Origin of the sequence: Fredinandcohnia onubensis, from assembly GCF_002734285.1 — a bacterium.
In the GTDB taxonomy this organism is placed as follows: Bacteria; Bacillota; Bacilli; order Bacillales; family Bacillaceae_L; genus Ferdinandcohnia; species Ferdinandcohnia onubensis_A.
This window is the reverse complement of the sequence record NZ_NSEA01000016.1, coordinates 176,601-192,384: the sequence shown is the minus strand read 5'-3', so window position 1 is coordinate 192,384 and position 15,784 is coordinate 176,601. Positions and strand designations below refer to the sequence as shown.

The following is a 15,784-nucleotide window of genomic DNA, read 5'->3' as shown; positions in this document are numbered from 1 at the left end:
TTGTCCGTTTTCTTGACAGAGGTACAATTGTGTCCGATATCTAACTAACGAGCCAAAAAAACCCCCAAAGGTGCGTCACCTTTGGAGGTTCTTGAGAAAGTTCTCTCTTTTTTTATAGTGTTTATGGGCAGTTTCAATGCTGCAGCGCTCAAATCGGATTGTTCCACCAAGCGGTAGCTGGGCGATTTTATAAATATCGACGGCTATAATTGTTGCGATTCGAGGATAGCCACCTGTCGTTTGCCTATCTGCTAAAAGGATGATTGGCTCACCGCTACTTGGAACTTGAATACCACCCAGCGGGATCGCGTCAGATGCAATTTCGGCTCTATCTTTGTGCTGCAAAGGTTTTGTTCCCTTTAATCTAACCCCCATCCGGTCCCCTTGAAGCGCCTGAAAAGTGTCGCTAAAAAATTGTTCGATGGCACTCTCTGTAAAATAATCCTGATGTGGCCCTAGAATTGCGCGAACGGTTACCTCTTTATCAAACGTTGGTATAAGGTGGTGCGAGAGCCCTGTATTTTTTCGAAGGGTACGAACAGAACCGTATATAATATCGCCATCATTGATCTCTGTTCCAAGCTTTGCCTTTGCGTAATAGGATTTACTTCCGAGGACTTCTTGAGCTTCGAATCCGCCCGCCACTGCTACGTATGCGCGAGTTCCCGATACGGGTTTGCCAAACTTAATAATATCCCCTTTTGTCACGACAAAAGACCTCCACAATGAGGCATTGTTTCCGTTTACGGTCATGCTTAAGTCGGCCCCGCAAACAGCAAGTGTAATTGAATCTGCTTCTACCCGTAATGTCGGGCCAAGCATGGTGATTTCAAGTACGGCCTCTCCTCTAGAATTACCGACAAGAATATTGGCAAGCTGGCTTGAATAAGTATCCATAGCTCCACTTGTGACGACTCCAAATTGTTGGTAGCCATAGCGGCCTTGGTCCTGAAATGTGGTTAAGAGTCCTTTTTTAAGGACGGTTAATAGTGGTTGTCCCATATGATCACCTAATTGCCTTAATTGTAATGCTTTCGTTGGTTAGTGCCTGTCGTAATTCTTTTACAAATTGAAGGGCGTGGTCATTGTCGCCATGAACGCAGATGGAGTCGGCTTTAATTGGGATGATTTCGCCAGTTGTCGTCTGAACGGTTTGTTCTTTCACCATTTGCAGGACTTGTTTGATTGCAATGTTGCTATCATGAATGACTGCGCCCTCTTGCGTCCTTGGTGTTAAGGTTCCGTTAGGTTGATAGGTTCGGTCAGCGAACACTTCAGAAACCGTATGTAAGCCGTATTTTTCCCCAGCTTCAATTAACTTACTACCTGCAAGTCCATAGAGTGAAAGAGTCGGATCAAATATGCGGACAGCTTTAGCAATTGCCTCGGCAAGGTTAGCGTCGACTGCTGCCATATTATAAAGAGCACCATGTGGTTTTACGTGAGAGAGTTTCACTTCATGAGCCTTACAAAATGCAGCGAGAGCACCGATTTGATAGAGCACGAGATCATAGACGTCTTTTGGTGAAACGGCCATGGTTCTCCTGCCGAATCCTACAAGGTCCTGAAAGCCTGGATGGGCACCGATTGCCACGCCATATTTCTTCGCAAGTAGTACAGTTTGGTTGATTACATGTGGGTCGCCTGCGTGAAACCCACAAGCGACGTTTGCGCTGGAAATAAAGGAAAGGACCTCCTCGTCTTTCCCGATTTTATAGGCACCAAAGCTCTCGCCTAAGTCACAATTTAGATCAATTATTTTCAATTTTTTTCACCTCTACCTTGTATTGGTTTTCTTTTACTAGATTTTCAATTTCCCTAAATTCCTCGGCTGAGATCGGAGTGAAGCGGAGATAGTCCCCTGCTTTTAGTAAAAACGGATTCTGCCTTTCCGGGTCAAATAAAGGTACCGGTGTTCGTCCGATGAGATTCCACCCTCCCGGTGACTCGAGTGGATACACCCCTGTTTGGTCACCGCCAATGCCGACTGCCCCTTTTGGAACCTTTAACCGGGGGTTTGCAAGGCGTGGTGTGCTAAGTGTAGCAGGAAGCCCTTTTAAATACGGGAAGCCCGGTAGAAAGCCAATCATATAGACAAGATAATCGACGCTGCTATGGATGGAAGTCACATCCTTGGTTGAGAGCCCGTGCCTGCGAGCAACAATCTCGATGTCCTCGCCATCGTAACAGGTTGGAATCACAATAATCTCTTTTAAAGAGGTGCTTTGTTCTGTCGAGTGCGCTTCGCTAATCTTAGAAACTTGCGCAAAAAGACTTTTATAGGTAGTGAGAATCGGATTATAGTAAACTGTAATCGATTGAAAGGCTGGAACGAGTTCAACAACCCCTGATATATTCATTTTTTCAATTTGTTTCGTAGTTTGCTGGATTTGACGCTGCAAACTGTCTGAAGCCGGCTTCTTGTATAGAATCTTTAATGCCATGTCTCCAACAGGAATAATCTCGTAGTTCATGTTAAAACTCCTTTGTGGTCTTGAGTCCTACTCCTATCTTATAATGAATATGATAGAATAAAAATACGAATTTCAAAAAAAGGATGGAGAACGAAAATGAAATTGTTCTTAATATTGGGAGCGATTAATGCATTTTTAGCAGTTGCGCTTGGTGCATTTGGTGCCCATGGTTTAGAAGGAAAAATCACCGAAAAATACTTAAAAACATGGAATACAGCCGTTCAATATCAGATGTTTCACGCGATCGGATTGTTTATTGTTGCATTTCTAGCGGACAAGTTTTCACAAGTTAGTTTAATTACAACGGCCGGTTGGAGCTTGCTTGTGGGGATCATTTTATTTTCTGGAAGCTTGTACGTTTTAAGTGTGACTGGAATTAAAATCCTTGGTGCCATCACTCCGCTTGGTGGCGTTGCCTTTTTACTAGGCTGGGTATTATTGATGGTGGCTGCTGTAAAACATATGTAAAAAGATGAGCTTAATGAGCCACAAATGTAAAAGGAGTGTCCGTGGACACTCCTTGCATTTTTAGCGTGGTGGATAATTGACTAGGCCAGCATTAGCTCCGAATGGATATTCGTACTCAATTTCTTCGTCGAAAGTAATGTATTGTAAGTAGACCATCAATAGTAAGTAGCGCATGCCTGTTTGTGGGTCACTTAAAATGATGTGATCACGGCCTGCTGCTTCAATAACACCTTTGAAAACCTTTTGTTGGTTGGTGTTATCAAAGCCCATGTAGACTGTCGCAAGCTTTCCTTTGTTCAAGCGAAGAATGTTTTCAATATAAGATTCTTCAAGCGGAAGCATACCCGGTACATTTTGCGCAACCCCACCCGTTGGAGCGAAAGTTGGCGTCTGTGGTGCTTGAAAGCCTCCTTGTTGTTGCTGTTGGTATGGATATCCGCCATATGCGAATTGGTTTGGATCCATGTAGCCTCCATACTGGCCCATGCTTTGTGGGTTATACCCGTAAGCAGCATACGGATTTTGCATTGATTGATTATCTTTACTCAATGTTAGCCCTCCTCAGATTGTTATGTTTTTCTCTTTTTAATAAAGGCAAATGCCTTAGAAAACGTCTGGACAATCCTCCTGTGTTGGTTGGTAGAAGCAGTGTGCTTTAAACCTTCCTACGTTCCACTGGTTAAACCATTGTGCCGGACAGTTTCCTGATGGTTCAAAAAACCACAAAGAAAACCTGGCAGGGTGAAATCTTTCCCCCTTTAATACCCTTCGTGCAAGTGTAATTTCAGACGGTCGAGCTGCCTGGTAGAAATAGCCCTTTTGGGTTGCTTCAAAGCCACCAGGACTTTGAAAGACCATTTTTCGAATGGTGTTAATATCTTTAAAATCCAGACAACGTGATCTTGCGCGATTTACCCCAACATTACCTACTAATAGCATGCCTTGTTTGCCTTCGCCTTCAGCCTCAGCGCGTAACAGCCTTGCTAACAGCTTTACATCTGCCTCCGTGTGCGCAACTACTGCCATCTTTTCACCTCACTAACAAAAGAAGACAAGGATAATGAAAAAACCTCTTTACTAACTTATTGTCTCGGTGAAAGATGGGTTCCTACTTTTTGATTATTTTTTGGGATGTTGACTAGAACTTTTTGGTGGGTATGTTTAGTGGATTCATCATTGCATTGTATGAGCGAGGAAAAAGGATTATGAATATGGATAAAAAAAAGAGAGGAAGCCCCTCTCTTTTTTTAGTTAATGTGTAGGAATTGTGGTACTTTTTCTTCAGTTAAAATGTTTCCAACGAAGAATGCTCCGAATTCGCCGTATCGAGCACTTACTTCGTCAAAGCGCATTTCATAGACAAGCTTCTTGAATTGAAGCACATCGTCTGAGAATAGGGTTACGCCCCATTCGTAATCATCAAAGCCAACAGAGCCTGTGATGATTTGTTTTACGATTCCTGCATATTGACGGCCAATCATACCGTGGCTGCGCATAAGCTCTTTGCGTTCTTCCATTGATAGCATGTACCAGTTGTCATTGCCATCACGGCGCTTATCCATTGGATAGAAGCAAACATATTTGTTCTTCGGTAAGGTTGGGTATAAACGTCCGCGCACATAAGGATTTTCATATGGATCCTCATTGCTTTCGCCTGCTACATAGTTACTTAATTCAACAACAGAAACATAAGAATATGTAGGAATTGTGTATTCAGCAAGCTTTGTTTTATTGAATTCATTTTCGATTTCATTTAATTCTTCCATTGTTGGGCGAAGAATCATCATCATGAAATCAGCTTTTTGGCCAACAATTGTATATAATGCATGGCTTCCTTGGTTCTCTGCTTGAGTTTTATTCCACTTTTCTACTAAACCAAGAAATTCATGAATTGCTGCTTGTCGCTCGTCACTAGAAAGGGTTTTCCAAGACGTCCAGTCGATTGAACGAAAATCATGAAGGCAATACCAGCCATCAAGCGTTTGTGCTGCTTCAGCCATTACAATCACTCCTTATTTTTCACATGGTTATGTATTCAACACTACTATATCACAGTTTTCCCTATAGCAAAGTGATTAAACCTTAGGAGATTTTGTGAACAAAAGTGAGAGTGAGTAATTTGTCAGGTTGTTGGGAAAATTGAAGATAGTGACATAATACTGTCACATGATTTTTAAGGCTTTTTGGTTTTCAATTTGTGAAAAAAGCCGTATTCTAGTGGTTGGCAGTTTTTCAGGGCGACCGACGAGCCCGTCTTACATAAAACGCATTAATAACGTGCTAGGAGGAATAAGAGTGAGCGATTTATTTACTCAATTACAACAAAAGGTATCTGGGAAGGACATGAAGATTGTTTTTCCAGAAGGATTAGATGAGCGTATTTTAACAGCAGTAAGCCGTTTGGCAAGTGAAAAGGTGCTTGTACCGATCGTAGTTGGTGAAAAAGCAGCGGTTGAAAGCAAAGCGAAGGAACTTGGTGTTTCCCTTGAGGGAGTGGAAATCTATGATGCTGATTCATACCCAGAGTTCGATCAGCTTGTGGCTTCATTTGTTGAACGACGTAAGGGCAAAGCAACTGAGGAGGACGCACGTAAGATCCTTAAGGATGAAAACTACTTCGGAACTATGCTCGTGTATACTGGTAAAGCACATGGGCTTGTAAGTGGTGCTGCACATTCGACTGCAGACACTGTTCGCCCTGCCCTTCAAATCATTAAAACCAAGCAAGGTGTGAAAAAGACTTCTGGTGTGTTTATCATGGTTCGAGACGATGAGAAGTATGTTTTCGCCGATTGTGCGATTAATATTGCACCAGATAGCCAGGATTTAGCGGAGATTGCAATTGAGAGTGCCAATACAGCTGATATGTTTGATATTGAACCAAGAGTAGCAATGTTAAGTTTCTCAACAAAAGGTTCTGCAAAATCACCTGAAACAGAAAAGGTAGTAGAAGCTGTCAAAATTGCGAAGGAAATGAATCCTGCCCTAGTATTGGACGGAGAATTCCAATTTGATGCGGCATTCGTTCCATCTGTTGCAAAGAAAAAAGCTCCAGATTCCATAATCAAGGGTGACGCAAATGTATTTGTGTTCCCAAGCCTTGAAGCGGGTAATATCGGATATAAAATTGCACAGCGTCTTGGAAACTTTGAAGCGGTTGGTCCAATTTTACAAGGCTTAAATCAGCCAGTAAACGACCTTTCACGCGGATGTAACTCAGAGGATGTTTATAAACTTGCTTTAATCACAGCAGCTCAAGCATTGTAAGAATGAGAATGGCCATGTCTTTAGGACATGGCCATTTTTTTATGGGTGGGTGTCTTTTTGCTAGTGGCAGTAAATTACGATTAGTGGCAGTAATTTCAAAATAGTGGCAGTAAATTAAGAATAAGTGCAGTATTTTTGAAACAGTGGCAGTAAATCGTCAGGCACGCACCCTAATGTTCATTTCCCAATCCATTTTTAGCACTCTTTTTAGTAGCTCTACTTGTTCGTCCCCAATTTTTTCTATGATTTGCTTTTCAATCGTTGCTTTTAGCTCCTCATTTTTCTCATAGGATTCTTCGCCAAGGGGTGTTAATTCGATTCGTTTTTCCTTTTTATTGTTTTCGTCATCCATTACGTTGACGAGCCCTTTTGCCTTTAAGTTTTTAATAAATTTATGAGTAGCTTGCCTCGTTATATCGACATTTTTAGAAACATTCGCAATCGTTGTTTGTCTTTTATAGATACGTGACATGATATACCATTCTGAATTTGAAATCGCGATGTCGCTAGTCTCGTTCCATAATTTTTCTGCAATCCCTCGAAGTTGACCATGTCTCTCACTTAAGAGGTCGATTAAATCTAAATGTTGAAGTACAGGGTCCATAAATTCCACTCCCGATTTTATAATCGCCATTACTATACAAAAATTAATAGGTACTGTCAACTAAGTTGACGAAATTAGACTGAGGGTTTATTTTGTCAACCAAGTTGATATTTTTTGGATTATGGTGTATGATTAAATAAAGTCAACTAAGTTGACAATCCATTGGATAGGAGCATGGTACATGTTTAACATAGGTGATCTAGTGATTTATTCGAACGTGGGTATTTGCCAAATAGATGATATATGTGAAAAAACATATGGTGGTATGACTCGGACTTATTATATAATGCACCCAATTGAAGATAACTCGTTGATAATCCAAAACCCAGTGGATAATGACCGGATTTTAATGCAAGGAATCATTGAAAAAAGTGAATCAGAGGAACTCTTAGAATCCTTTAAGCTACCAGGAATTCAGTGGATTGATAATAGTTCGGAACGTCAAAAAGCTTATTCTGGGATCGCTTCGTCTGGAGACAGACAAGAAATTTCAAGAGTACTTAATACATTGCTATGTAAAAAGCATGAACTCGAAATGAACGATAAAAAATTGTCGGAACATGACCGCCGACTCCTTCTTTATATTCAAAAAATATTATTTAAAGAATTCGCCATTACGTTAGATACAACAGTTGAGGCCGTAGCCAAAAAAATCAATCAAATGATTGCCTTTAAAATGAACAAATCCTCACGACATGAGGTAGCTAAATACGTAAATTAAGGGTAAAATAGGACGGTATAGGAACCAGGCATAGCCTGGTTTTTTGGGGTTTATTTCTTTAATCGACCTCATTTTTAATCTAGTATTTTTTAGGAGTATGCCATATGACCGAAAGTCTTTTATATCAGCCAAGTTGGCGGATTATTGATCAATCTAGTCTAGGCTATCAATTTGATGCACTACAATCGTTTGCGATAGATGACACTCTTTGTGCGTTTGTGGGTAAAGGGGAATCACCAGCTACAGCACGGACTTGGGTTCATCATCAAACCATCGTTCTTGGTATACAGGATACTAAATTGCCTTTTTTGGATGAAGGGGTTAAGTTCCTTGAATCATTGGGCTACCGCGCGATTGTCAGGAATTCAGGTGGATTAGCAGTGGTATTGGATGAGGGAGTGTTGAACATTTCACTCATTTTTCCTGAGACTGAAAAAGGGATTGATATCAACCGCGGCTATGATACAATGCTTGAACTCATTCGAAAAATGTTTGAGGGCTATGAAGTCGATATCGTTGCACGAGAAATTGTTGGATCATATTGCCCTGGAAGCTATGATTTAAGTATAGATGGGAAAAAATTTGCGGGGATTTCTCAGCGCCGCTTACGTAATGGAGTAGCAGTACAAATTTATCTTGGTGTGACTGGAAGTGGATCAGAACGGGCAGACATCATTCGTCGATTTTATGATATTGGCCTGCAAGGTGCGGAGTCAAAATTTGTTTACCCAGATGTAAAGCCAGAAACAATGGCTTCTTTGGCGGAATTAGTTGACCCAAACCTTACTGTCCAAACTGTCATGCTGTTGCTGCTTCAAACACTAAAAAAAGAAAGTGAGCACATTTTCGCTTCGCAACTAACGGGGGAAGAAATGCCGTTATTTGAGCAAAATTATGTGCGTGTGCTTGATCGAAATGAAAAAGCATTATAGGACCAGGGGGACGGTTCTCCTGGTCCTTTTTTGTCGAAAAGTAAGGTTGTGCGCGTTCAATTGCGTTTTACCGTAATTTTTTCGCCAAGAAATATTTTCACTATTAAAATATTTTTTATAATAAAAATATTGAATTTTGTTTTTGGGCGTGATATGATTCTCGTCAAGTAAGTTAATCGAATATTATTGCTGTATTTTCTCTTATCAAGAGTAGGCGGAGGGATTTGGCCCTATGACGCCCAGCAACCGACCGTAATACCATTGTGAGATGGGGCGAGTTTTTTATCGCCGGGTATAACCCGTAAGGCACGGTGCTAATTCCAACAGAAGGATTTTTCTTTCTGGTAGATAAGAGGTGCGAAGACTTTTGTATGCTTCAAGCCTCTTTCTGATGAGAAAGAGGCTTTTATTTTTGTTTAAAAAAGCCTCATAAAAACAGGAGAGTGATGGCTTTTAAACGGTAAAAGAGATTTAAAAAATAGAATTACATACAAAAAAAGGGGAGATAAACAATGAAATTAAAAAAATTATTATTCACAGCGTTACTAATTATTGCAGTATTGGTTGGTTGTCAGCCAAAAGTAGCAGAGGAAACAACGAAAACAGATAGCACAGAAGTAAAAAATTCTGACCATCCATTAGCAAACAAAAAAATTGCCTTAATTATGCAACAAAACTTAGGGACTTTCTCAGCTCAATATATTGAAGGCGTTGAAGAGCAAGTGAAAAAATTCGCGGGTGAAACAACTGTTTTTACATCTGAGGGAGACCTAGCAAAAATGGCGTCAAACGTTGATGCAGCGGTAAATCAAGGCTTTGATGCGATTTTAGTGGACCATGGAACAAAGGAAGCCCTACAAAGCTCTATACAAAAAGCAGTTGAAAAAGGGATTCCAGTTGTAGTGTTTGATGCGGAAGTAGAAGTGGATGGAGTTACAGTACTTGAACAAGGCGACCAGCAAATGGCACAAATGACACTAGAGAAATTAGCGGAAGATGCTGGCGGTGAAGCAAATATCGTAAAAATTTGGGTGGCGGGCTTTGCTCCAATGGAAAGACGCCAAATCGCCTATCAAGAGTTTCTTGATAACAATACTGGTATAAAGGAAATCGCAACATTTGGTGCAGCAACTGCTAACACTGCACTTGATACACAAGCACAGATGGAAGCTCTATTAAAGCAATATCCTGAAGAAGGCCAAATTACAGCAGTGTGGGCAGCGTGGGATGAATTTGCAAAAGGTGCTGTTCGTGCAATTGAACAAGCAGGCCGTACAGATATTAAAGTGTATGGAATTGACATGAGTGATGAAGATTTACAAATGATTCAGGCAGAAAACAGCCCATGGGTTGCATCTGCAGCGGTTGATCCAAAAGATATCGGACGTATTCAAGTTCGTTTTGCCTACCAAAAACTAAATGGTGATGAAACACCAGAACGAGTAAAACTAGAGCCAGTTTTCGTAACAAAGGATGCTCTTCCTGAAGAAAAAATTACAACTGCAGAGCTTGACCAATATATTGAAGGTTGGGGAAAAAGCGAACAAGGTTACACAGATGAGTTGAAAAAGCTTGAAGCTGGAGAGTAAAAAAGAGGGCCTCCGGAGGTCCTCTGTAAAGGAGGATATGTAGATGCCTTTACTCGAAATGAAGGAAATTACAAAAAGTTTTGGTAATGTGATTGCACTTGAGAATGCTTCTTTTGAGTTACAAAGGGGCGAGGTTCACGCGTTGCTAGGGGCAAATGGCGCTGGAAAAAGCACGCTGATGAAAATTCTATCAGGAGCGTATGAGCTAGATACAGGGGTGATTACCCTTGAAGACAAAACAATTGAGATTCGTTCTCCGAAGGATGCAAAAGCATCAGGCATTCACATTGTCTATCAAGAGGTCGACACGGCGATTGTACCTCAGCTAACGGTTGCTGAAAATATTTTACTCGATACCTTTTCAACTGAAAAAAGCTTGTTCATCAATAAAAGAAAGCTTCGTGAACAAGCAGCCTCGATTCTAAAGCTCTTGAATGTCACGGATATACCCATGACAAAACAGGCATTAGAGTTATCGCTTGCTGAAAAGCAGTTGGTGTTGATTGCAAGAGCCCTCGCACATGAAGCGAAGGTTATCATTTTTGACGAACCAACAGCACCATTATCGATTGAGGAAACAAAGTACCTTTTTGATATTGTAGAAACACTGAAGGAAAAAGGAGTCGGTTGCGTTTTTATCTCGCACCGATTACCAGAGGTGTTTGAAATCTGCGAGAGGTTAACGATTATGCGTGATGGCAGGACGATTACCACTTTTTCAACAAAAGAGGTGACTCCAAAAACGGTTGTTGAAACGATGCTGGGAAGTACCTTTACAGAACAATCTTCGAAACGAAAAGCCGTGAAGGGAGATCTTCTATTAGAGGTAAACGGGCTTGATGATGGAGAAAAGCTAACCGATGTTTCGTTTACGGTTTCTGAAGGGGAAATCGTTGGCGTTGTTGGGTTAGTTGGCGCCGGAAAAACAGAGCTTGCGAAAACATTGTTTGGCCTTCGTCCATACGAACAGGGTGATGTGATCGTGAAGGGGAAATCTCATCATTTTACCCATTCACAACAAGCAATTGAGGCGGGTTTTGCGCTTATTTCAGAGGAGCGCCGTAAGGAAGGATTGTTTATTCATGAATCCATATCTACGAATCTATCCTTTGCCAATTTGAAAAAATTCTCACCGTTTTTGGTTATGAATCGGAAGGCTGAAAAAAGCTATGCAAGCTCCATCATCGAATTGCTTGGAATTAAAACAAACGATACTGAAACCCTAGCTGAGCATTTAAGTGGAGGAAACCAACAAAAGGTTGCGATAGGAAAATGGGTTTCTCGGAATGCAGGCCTCTATTTGTTTGATGAGCCGACAAAAGGGGTTGATGTCGGTGCGAAGCAGGATATTTTCAAGCTTATTTATTCCCTCGCCGATGAAGGGAAAGGGATTCTTTATTTTTCTTCTGAAATGGATGAGATTATAAGAATTTCAGACCGGATTCTTGTCATGTATGACGGAGAAATCGTAAAGGAACTTTCAGGAGAAGAGGCAACACAGGATCAAATCCTTTTGTATGCTAGTGGTGGAAAGGATGACGTACATGAAAGGAAATATCATTAGCTTCCTGTTTAAATACGGGGCCATTTTATTAATGGGCTTTATCTTAATCTATTTTAGTACTGTGAACAGTGCATTTTTTTCATATGGAAATCTATCAGATATCTTACGATCCATCTCAATTGTAACACTTCTTGCATTAGGGGTAACGTTTACACTTGTTGTTGACGGATTTGACTTATCAGTAGGATCAACGATGTCATTGTCGGTCGTAATTACGGCGTCCTTGATGGTTTGGTATGAGTTACCGCTTTGGGTGGTACTGCTTTTACCGCTACTAATTGGGGTTGCGGTTGGACTTGTAAACACGTTTTTAATTGTAAAAATAGGGATACCGGATCTACTCGCGACACTCGGAATGATGTATATCGTATCTGGCCTGCACAGGACCTATACGGAAGGGTATTCCATCTACAACCAAATGCCATTGACTAGTGGCGGGACTGCCCCTGGTGAGTTCAGCCAAGCATTTTTATGGATTGGGCAAGGGAAGATGCTTGGATTACCGGTTCCGGTCTGGATTATGCTCGTTTTCGTGCTTCTTGCGTATGTGATTCTTAACCATACGCGGTGGGGCCGAATCTTATATATGACAGGTGGAAATGCAGAGGCTGCAAGATTGTCAGGTATCAACACAAACAAGGTGAAGTTGATTGCTTATACCGTTTCTGGTGTGTTTGCATCAATGGCGGGAATTTTGTTTACAGCACGTGTCGGTTCGGGACAAATTGATGCAGGCGCTTCGTTGTTAATGGAATCTGTTGCAGCGGTGTTTGTTGGGTTTTCAGTGCTTGGTGCTGGAAAACCCAATGCACTTGGAACCTTTTTTGGAGCAGCACTTATTGGAGTTCTTTTAAATGGACTAACCATGCTAAATCTACCATACTATGCATTTGAAATTGTAAAAGGCGGAGTGCTGGTCTTGGCACTTGCTGTTACCTACATCGGCGTAAAATACCGACCAAAAGTCATTCGAAAAAGGAGAGAGCAAAAACATGCCGCTTAAAAAATTAGAACATGTTGGAATTCAAGTAAAGGATTTAGACACAACCATTGAGTTTTATACAGGAGTGTTAGGGTTGAAGTTGCTAGAAAAACAGGACCATATTGACCCAAACTTGAAGCTAGCATTCCTTGGCTTTAGTGATTCAGACGAAACGGTTATTGAGCTAATCTCTGGTTATAATCCAAACCTTCCAACAGAAGGAAAGGTTCACCACATCGCATTTACCGTTGAGAATATTGAAGAAGAAATTGCGAGAGTCAAAGCGCACGGTGTTACGTTTATTGATGAAAACATTACGACGCTTCCAAGCGGGGCTAAATACGTTTTCTTCACCGGCCCTGACGGGGAATGGATTGAATTGTTTCAAAAATAATAGAGAGTAATTTGCGACCAGAGGATATTCCTCTGGTTTTTTTATTTTTTTGTGCAACCTTTTTATGTCTTTATACGTCAAAAAATGTGGGTGTTTTCTGAAAATTACATATATGGTATGATTTTGTGGTAGTTCCTATTTTTTACAATTATCGGTAAGGGGGGGTTTTTGGATGCTTAAGAGATTAAGGGTGTTAAGTGGACGAGACTTGGTTACAATTCTTTATTTTGTACTTGTTATACTGGGGATCGCCTTTTTTCTAGGGAATGGGAATGTATCAACGTTTTTTTCAACATTAAAAATGATGTTTAATGTTTCCGATAGTTGGGATACAATCAGGCAACTCATTAGCAATGCACAAGCCGAAGGAAGTCTAGGAACAACAAAAAATGGGGAACTGTATGAAGAAATCGTCCTTGAATATTTTCCGAGAAGTTTATCGGTGATTGTGACGGCCTTTTTGCTAGCGATTGCTTTAGGAATCGGAAAGGGAATTTTTGATTATCGTAATCGTTACACTTCCCTAAACTTTCTAGGAACAGGGGTAACCTCTCTCCTCAATTCGCTACCTGACTTTTTTATGATTATAGTGCTGCAGTGGATTATTTTAATTCACTTTCGATTTATTGATTTTTTTGGACATGATCAGTGGTTTAACTTTATATTACCAGGAATTTTAGTGTCTCTTTATCCAATGATGTATTTTGCGAGAATAACCTTTACTGCTCTAGCGGCTGAGGATGGCGAGATGTATATTCAATATGCTCGTGCAAAGGGACTGACTCAACGATTTGTTATACATAAGCATATCTTGAAAAAATGCTTTCGTTCGATCTTACAACATGTTGGTGTTGTCATGACCTATGTGGTTTCGAATTTATTCATTGTTGAGTGGTTAATGGAGTATAAGGGAGCAGCATGGCGCATGATGGTGTCAATCAGACGGTTAGATTTAAAGAAACCGGAGAATCAGCCATTTGCACAATTCCCGGAAATAGGGTTAATAGCAGAAATTTCATTCTGTTTCGTACTGCTTTTATTCATCACACAACTCGTGTCTGTAATTTGGCAATACAAATATGAGATTGAAAAAAGGAATCTGTGGACTCAAATCACAAGGGTTATTTTTCAATATGTATTTGTTTGGCTTTTTGTGTTTTATATAATCTCGTACGTAAAACCTGGTCATTAGGGAGGAGGGTGTTCATGAAAAATTGGTCGCTTTGGACAGGGTTAGTTCTACTCGGATTTATGTTATTTATAAGTTTTGTTGGTCCACATTTGCCATTTATTGATGATACTGCTCCCGAACACCGAATGAGGTTTTATGATGGGGGTGAAATTGGAAGAGCGCCTTTCCCACCTTCTAAAGAAGATCCGTTAGGGACTGACCGCGAAGCTCGCGATATTTTAAGTATGATTGTTATAGGAGCAAAGGATACCCTGAAAATTATTGTGCTCATCACATTAATTCGGTACATCATTGCGATCCCGATGGCGTTTCTGGCTTCCTCGAAAAAAGGAATTGCCTACATGGTGTCAAATGGTTGGTATTCCTTATTTGGGAGTATCCCTACCATTATTGCCGCGATTTTGCTACTTGAAATTGTCCCAGTTGAAGGCCTGGAAAACGCTGTTTATTGGAAAGTCATGATTATCGCACTTATTGAAGTGGGGAGGGTTAGTTATATTCTAGCCCATGAAATTTATGAGGTATCGCAGAAAGAGTTTGTCCAAGCGAGTGTGACCGTGGGAAGTACGCCTTTTCAGTTATCAGTTATGCATTATTTTCCATCCGTTTCCCAAAGTGTAGTTGTCAATTTTTTTAATGATTTAGCACGTGTGACATTACTAGTGGGACAGCTTGCATTGTTTCAATACTTTATTGAGCATGCGATTGATTATATCCCAGGGGGTGGGACATTTCATGAGGAAGCTGGATATAACTCTGTAACAGGATTGTTTGATTGGCCAGGACTATTGTCTGCTGCCCGATATGAAGTTATGAAGGCTGTCTGGATTCCATTATTCCCAGCGATTGCTCTAACATTACTGCTGTTAACATTTCAATTCTTAAGTGAAGGATTCAGGAAGTTATTTGCAAGACAGGCATCTAGTGAGAAAAATCAAACTGTAAGACGTTTGGTTGAAAGAGTTGGAGAAACGTTTGTTGCTAGTAAAATGGTAGGTGCTGTGACACTAGTCGTGTTTGTGGTTGCAGTTGGAACAGTTATCGTAACTGGACTAGATAGAAAGGCAACGGATGTAGTTGCACCAGCTGAGGAAGAGGTTGAGGAAGAAGTAGAGCAAGTCGAGGAAGCCAATGAAGCAATACAGTTTGATGAAGATAAATATGTGTTTGAAAATGGAAAACTTGTAGCGACAACAGTTGCAACTACTGCAAAAGGTGGGTTTTACGATAAATTAGAGCATCTTGAACTCAATATGGAGAAGAAATCAGATCGGGATTACGAGACTGATACCTTAATGCTAAAATGTAGAACAATCGGAGCGGGTCGTTGTGAACTACCCGTGATTACATTTAAAGAACCTATTGCCAATATGGATGAGGCTTATCAACTATTGGTGGATCATTTACCATTAGATGCAGTAAAAAACGGTGAGTTTCAAGACATCGGAAGATATGCTTACACTCTACAAAGCTCCCTATTGGAAGAGAGCTATTTAGAGGTTGATATTGAGTCTATATTTGTAATGTTCTACTTCACACCAGAAAAAACGATTGAAAAAGTAGAACTTGTTGGAGTAGGCCCTTGGTAAAACAAACC

General features: G+C 40.7%; 17 protein-coding genes and 1 riboswitch. Of the genes, 10 read left to right on the top strand and 7 right to left on the bottom strand.

Annotated features, from left to right (window positions below; translation table 11 throughout):
* Positions 1-75: 75 nt before the first annotated feature.
* The 3 genes from CKJ95_RS17015 to pxpB are packed head-to-tail and all read right to left on the bottom strand — an operon-like array spanning position 76 to position 2,474.
* Positions 76-1,002: a 5-oxoprolinase subunit C family protein gene (locus CKJ95_RS17015; RefSeq protein WP_099354652.1), complete on the bottom strand. Its 927-nt coding sequence runs from the start codon at positions 1,000-1,002 to the stop codon at positions 76-78.
* Positions 1,003-1,006: 4 nt separating this feature from the next.
* The gene (locus CKJ95_RS17010; RefSeq protein WP_099354651.1) at positions 1,007-1,765 is read right to left on the bottom strand and encodes a LamB/YcsF family protein; all 759 of its coding nucleotides are present in this window, start codon (positions 1,763-1,765) and stop codon (positions 1,007-1,009) included.
* The gene (pxpB, locus tag CKJ95_RS17005) at positions 1,752-2,474 is read right to left on the bottom strand and encodes a 5-oxoprolinase subunit PxpB (protein WP_099354650.1); all 723 of its coding nucleotides are present in this window, start codon (positions 2,472-2,474) and stop codon (positions 1,752-1,754) included. Before pxpB ends, CKJ95_RS17010 begins: the two co-directional genes overlap by 14 nt.
* 96 nt (positions 2,475-2,570) lie before the next feature.
* Here pxpB and CKJ95_RS17000 point away from each other — a divergent pair, with 96 nt between their 5' ends.
* On the top strand, positions 2,571-2,942 hold the full coding sequence (locus tag CKJ95_RS17000; RefSeq protein WP_099354649.1) for a DUF423 domain-containing protein: 372 nt from the start codon (positions 2,571-2,573) through the stop codon (positions 2,940-2,942).
* A 60-nt stretch (positions 2,943-3,002) separates the two neighbouring features.
* Here CKJ95_RS17000 and gerQ read toward each other — a convergent pair whose 3' ends face one another.
* The 3 genes from gerQ to hemQ form a co-directional block, all read right to left on the bottom strand.
* Positions 3,003-3,470, bottom strand: coding sequence for a spore coat protein GerQ (gene gerQ / locus CKJ95_RS16995; RefSeq protein ID WP_180271561.1), 468 nt, complete (start codon positions 3,468-3,470; stop codon positions 3,003-3,005).
* 75 nt (positions 3,471-3,545) lie between these two features.
* Positions 3,546-3,968: a cell wall hydrolase gene (locus CKJ95_RS16990; protein WP_099354647.1), complete on the bottom strand. Its 423-nt coding sequence runs from the start codon at positions 3,966-3,968 to the stop codon at positions 3,546-3,548.
* A gap of 221 nt (positions 3,969-4,189) precedes the next feature.
* Positions 4,190-4,942, bottom strand: a complete 753-nt coding sequence (hemQ, locus tag CKJ95_RS16985; protein ID WP_099354646.1) for a hydrogen peroxide-dependent heme synthase — start codon at positions 4,940-4,942, stop codon at positions 4,190-4,192.
* 295 nt (positions 4,943-5,237) lie between these two features.
* Between hemQ and pta the strand changes: the two genes are divergently transcribed.
* Positions 5,238-6,209, top strand: coding sequence for a phosphate acetyltransferase (pta, locus tag CKJ95_RS16980; RefSeq protein WP_099354645.1), 972 nt, complete (start codon positions 5,238-5,240; stop codon positions 6,207-6,209).
* 157 nt (positions 6,210-6,366) lie between these two features.
* Here the strand turns inward: pta and CKJ95_RS16975 are convergent, their stop codons facing one another.
* The gene (locus CKJ95_RS16975; RefSeq protein ID WP_099354644.1) at positions 6,367-6,813 is read right to left on the bottom strand and encodes a MarR family winged helix-turn-helix transcriptional regulator; all 447 of its coding nucleotides are present in this window, start codon (positions 6,811-6,813) and stop codon (positions 6,367-6,369) included.
* Positions 6,814-6,994: 181 nt separating this feature from the next.
* On the opposite strand from CKJ95_RS16975, the gene CKJ95_RS16970 reads away from it, so the two are divergent.
* The 8 genes from CKJ95_RS16970 (at position 6,995) to CKJ95_RS16935 (ending at position 15,776) form a co-directional block, all read left to right on the top strand.
* The gene (locus CKJ95_RS16970; RefSeq protein ID WP_099354643.1) at positions 6,995-7,534 is read left to right on the top strand and encodes a CarD family transcriptional regulator; all 540 of its coding nucleotides are present in this window, start codon (positions 6,995-6,997) and stop codon (positions 7,532-7,534) included.
* A gap of 104 nt (positions 7,535-7,638) precedes the next feature.
* Positions 7,639-8,466, top strand: coding sequence for a lipoate--protein ligase family protein (locus CKJ95_RS16965; protein WP_099354642.1), 828 nt, complete (start codon positions 7,639-7,641; stop codon positions 8,464-8,466).
* Between the two features lie 198 nt (positions 8,467-8,664).
* Positions 8,665-8,821: riboswitch (SAM riboswitch) on the top strand.
* A gap of 157 nt (positions 8,822-8,978) precedes the next feature.
* Positions 8,979-10,055 (top strand): sugar ABC transporter substrate-binding protein, encoded by a 1,077-nt coding sequence (locus tag CKJ95_RS16960; protein WP_099354641.1) that lies wholly within the window; start codon positions 8,979-8,981, stop codon positions 10,053-10,055.
* A 43-nt stretch (positions 10,056-10,098) separates the two neighbouring features.
* Entirely contained in the window at positions 10,099-11,619 is a 1,521-nt protein-coding gene (locus CKJ95_RS16955) for a sugar ABC transporter ATP-binding protein (RefSeq protein WP_099354640.1), read from the top strand.
* Positions 11,600-12,622, top strand: a complete 1,023-nt coding sequence (locus CKJ95_RS16950) for an ABC transporter permease (RefSeq protein ID WP_180271557.1) — start codon at positions 11,600-11,602, stop codon at positions 12,620-12,622. Before CKJ95_RS16955 ends, CKJ95_RS16950 begins: the two co-directional genes overlap by 20 nt.
* Positions 12,612-12,995, top strand: a complete 384-nt coding sequence (locus tag CKJ95_RS16945) for a VOC family protein (RefSeq protein ID WP_099354638.1) — start codon at positions 12,612-12,614, stop codon at positions 12,993-12,995. The genes CKJ95_RS16950 and CKJ95_RS16945 overlap by 11 nt, the downstream gene beginning before the upstream one ends.
* A gap of 172 nt (positions 12,996-13,167) precedes the next feature.
* Positions 13,168-14,187 carry an ABC transporter permease subunit gene (locus CKJ95_RS16940; RefSeq protein ID WP_099354637.1) on the top strand — a complete coding sequence of 340 codons (1,020 nt, stop codon included), beginning with the start codon at positions 13,168-13,170 and terminating at the stop codon, positions 14,185-14,187.
* 14 nt (positions 14,188-14,201) lie between these two features.
* Complete coding sequence (locus CKJ95_RS16935; RefSeq protein WP_099354636.1) at positions 14,202-15,776, top strand: hypothetical protein; 1,575 nt, start codon at positions 14,202-14,204, stop codon at positions 15,774-15,776.
* Positions 15,777-15,784: the final 8 nt, after the last annotated feature.

Bases quoted from the DNA above. Each gene is read 5' to 3' on its own strand.
- CKJ95_RS17015 (WP_099354652.1), bottom strand. From the start codon at position 1,002: ATGGGACAACCACTATTAACCGTCCTTAAAAAAGGACTCTTAACCACA.
- pxpB (WP_099354650.1), bottom strand. From the start codon at position 2,474: ATGAACTACGAGATTATTCCTGTTGGAGACATGGCATTAAAGATTCTA.
- CKJ95_RS17000 (WP_099354649.1), top strand. From the start codon at position 2,571: ATGAAATTGTTCTTAATATTGGGAGCGATTAATGCATTTTTAGCAGTT.
- gerQ (WP_180271561.1), bottom strand. From the start codon at position 3,470: ATGCAAAATCCGTATGCTGCTTACGGGTATAACCCACAAAGCATGGGC.
- CKJ95_RS16990 (WP_099354647.1), bottom strand. From the start codon at position 3,968: ATGGCAGTAGTTGCGCACACGGAGGCAGATGTAAAGCTGTTAGCAAGG.
- hemQ (WP_099354646.1), bottom strand. From the start codon at position 4,942: ATGGCTGAAGCAGCACAAACGCTTGATGGCTGGTATTGCCTTCATGAT.
- CKJ95_RS16975 (WP_099354644.1), bottom strand. From the start codon at position 6,813: ATGGACCCTGTACTTCAACATTTAGATTTAATCGACCTCTTAAGTGAG.
- CKJ95_RS16970 (WP_099354643.1), top strand. From the start codon at position 6,995: ATGTTTAACATAGGTGATCTAGTGATTTATTCGAACGTGGGTATTTGC.
- CKJ95_RS16965 (WP_099354642.1), top strand. From the start codon at position 7,639: ATGACCGAAAGTCTTTTATATCAGCCAAGTTGGCGGATTATTGATCAA.
- CKJ95_RS16960 (WP_099354641.1), top strand. From the start codon at position 8,979: ATGAAATTAAAAAAATTATTATTCACAGCGTTACTAATTATTGCAGTA.
- CKJ95_RS16955 (WP_099354640.1), top strand. From the start codon at position 10,099: ATGCCTTTACTCGAAATGAAGGAAATTACAAAAAGTTTTGGTAATGTG.
- CKJ95_RS16950 (WP_180271557.1), top strand. From the start codon at position 11,600: ATGAAAGGAAATATCATTAGCTTCCTGTTTAAATACGGGGCCATTTTA.
- CKJ95_RS16945 (WP_099354638.1), top strand. From the start codon at position 12,612: ATGCCGCTTAAAAAATTAGAACATGTTGGAATTCAAGTAAAGGATTTA.
- CKJ95_RS16940 (WP_099354637.1), top strand. From the start codon at position 13,168: ATGCTTAAGAGATTAAGGGTGTTAAGTGGACGAGACTTGGTTACAATT.
- CKJ95_RS16935 (WP_099354636.1), top strand. From the start codon at position 14,202: ATGAAAAATTGGTCGCTTTGGACAGGGTTAGTTCTACTCGGATTTATG.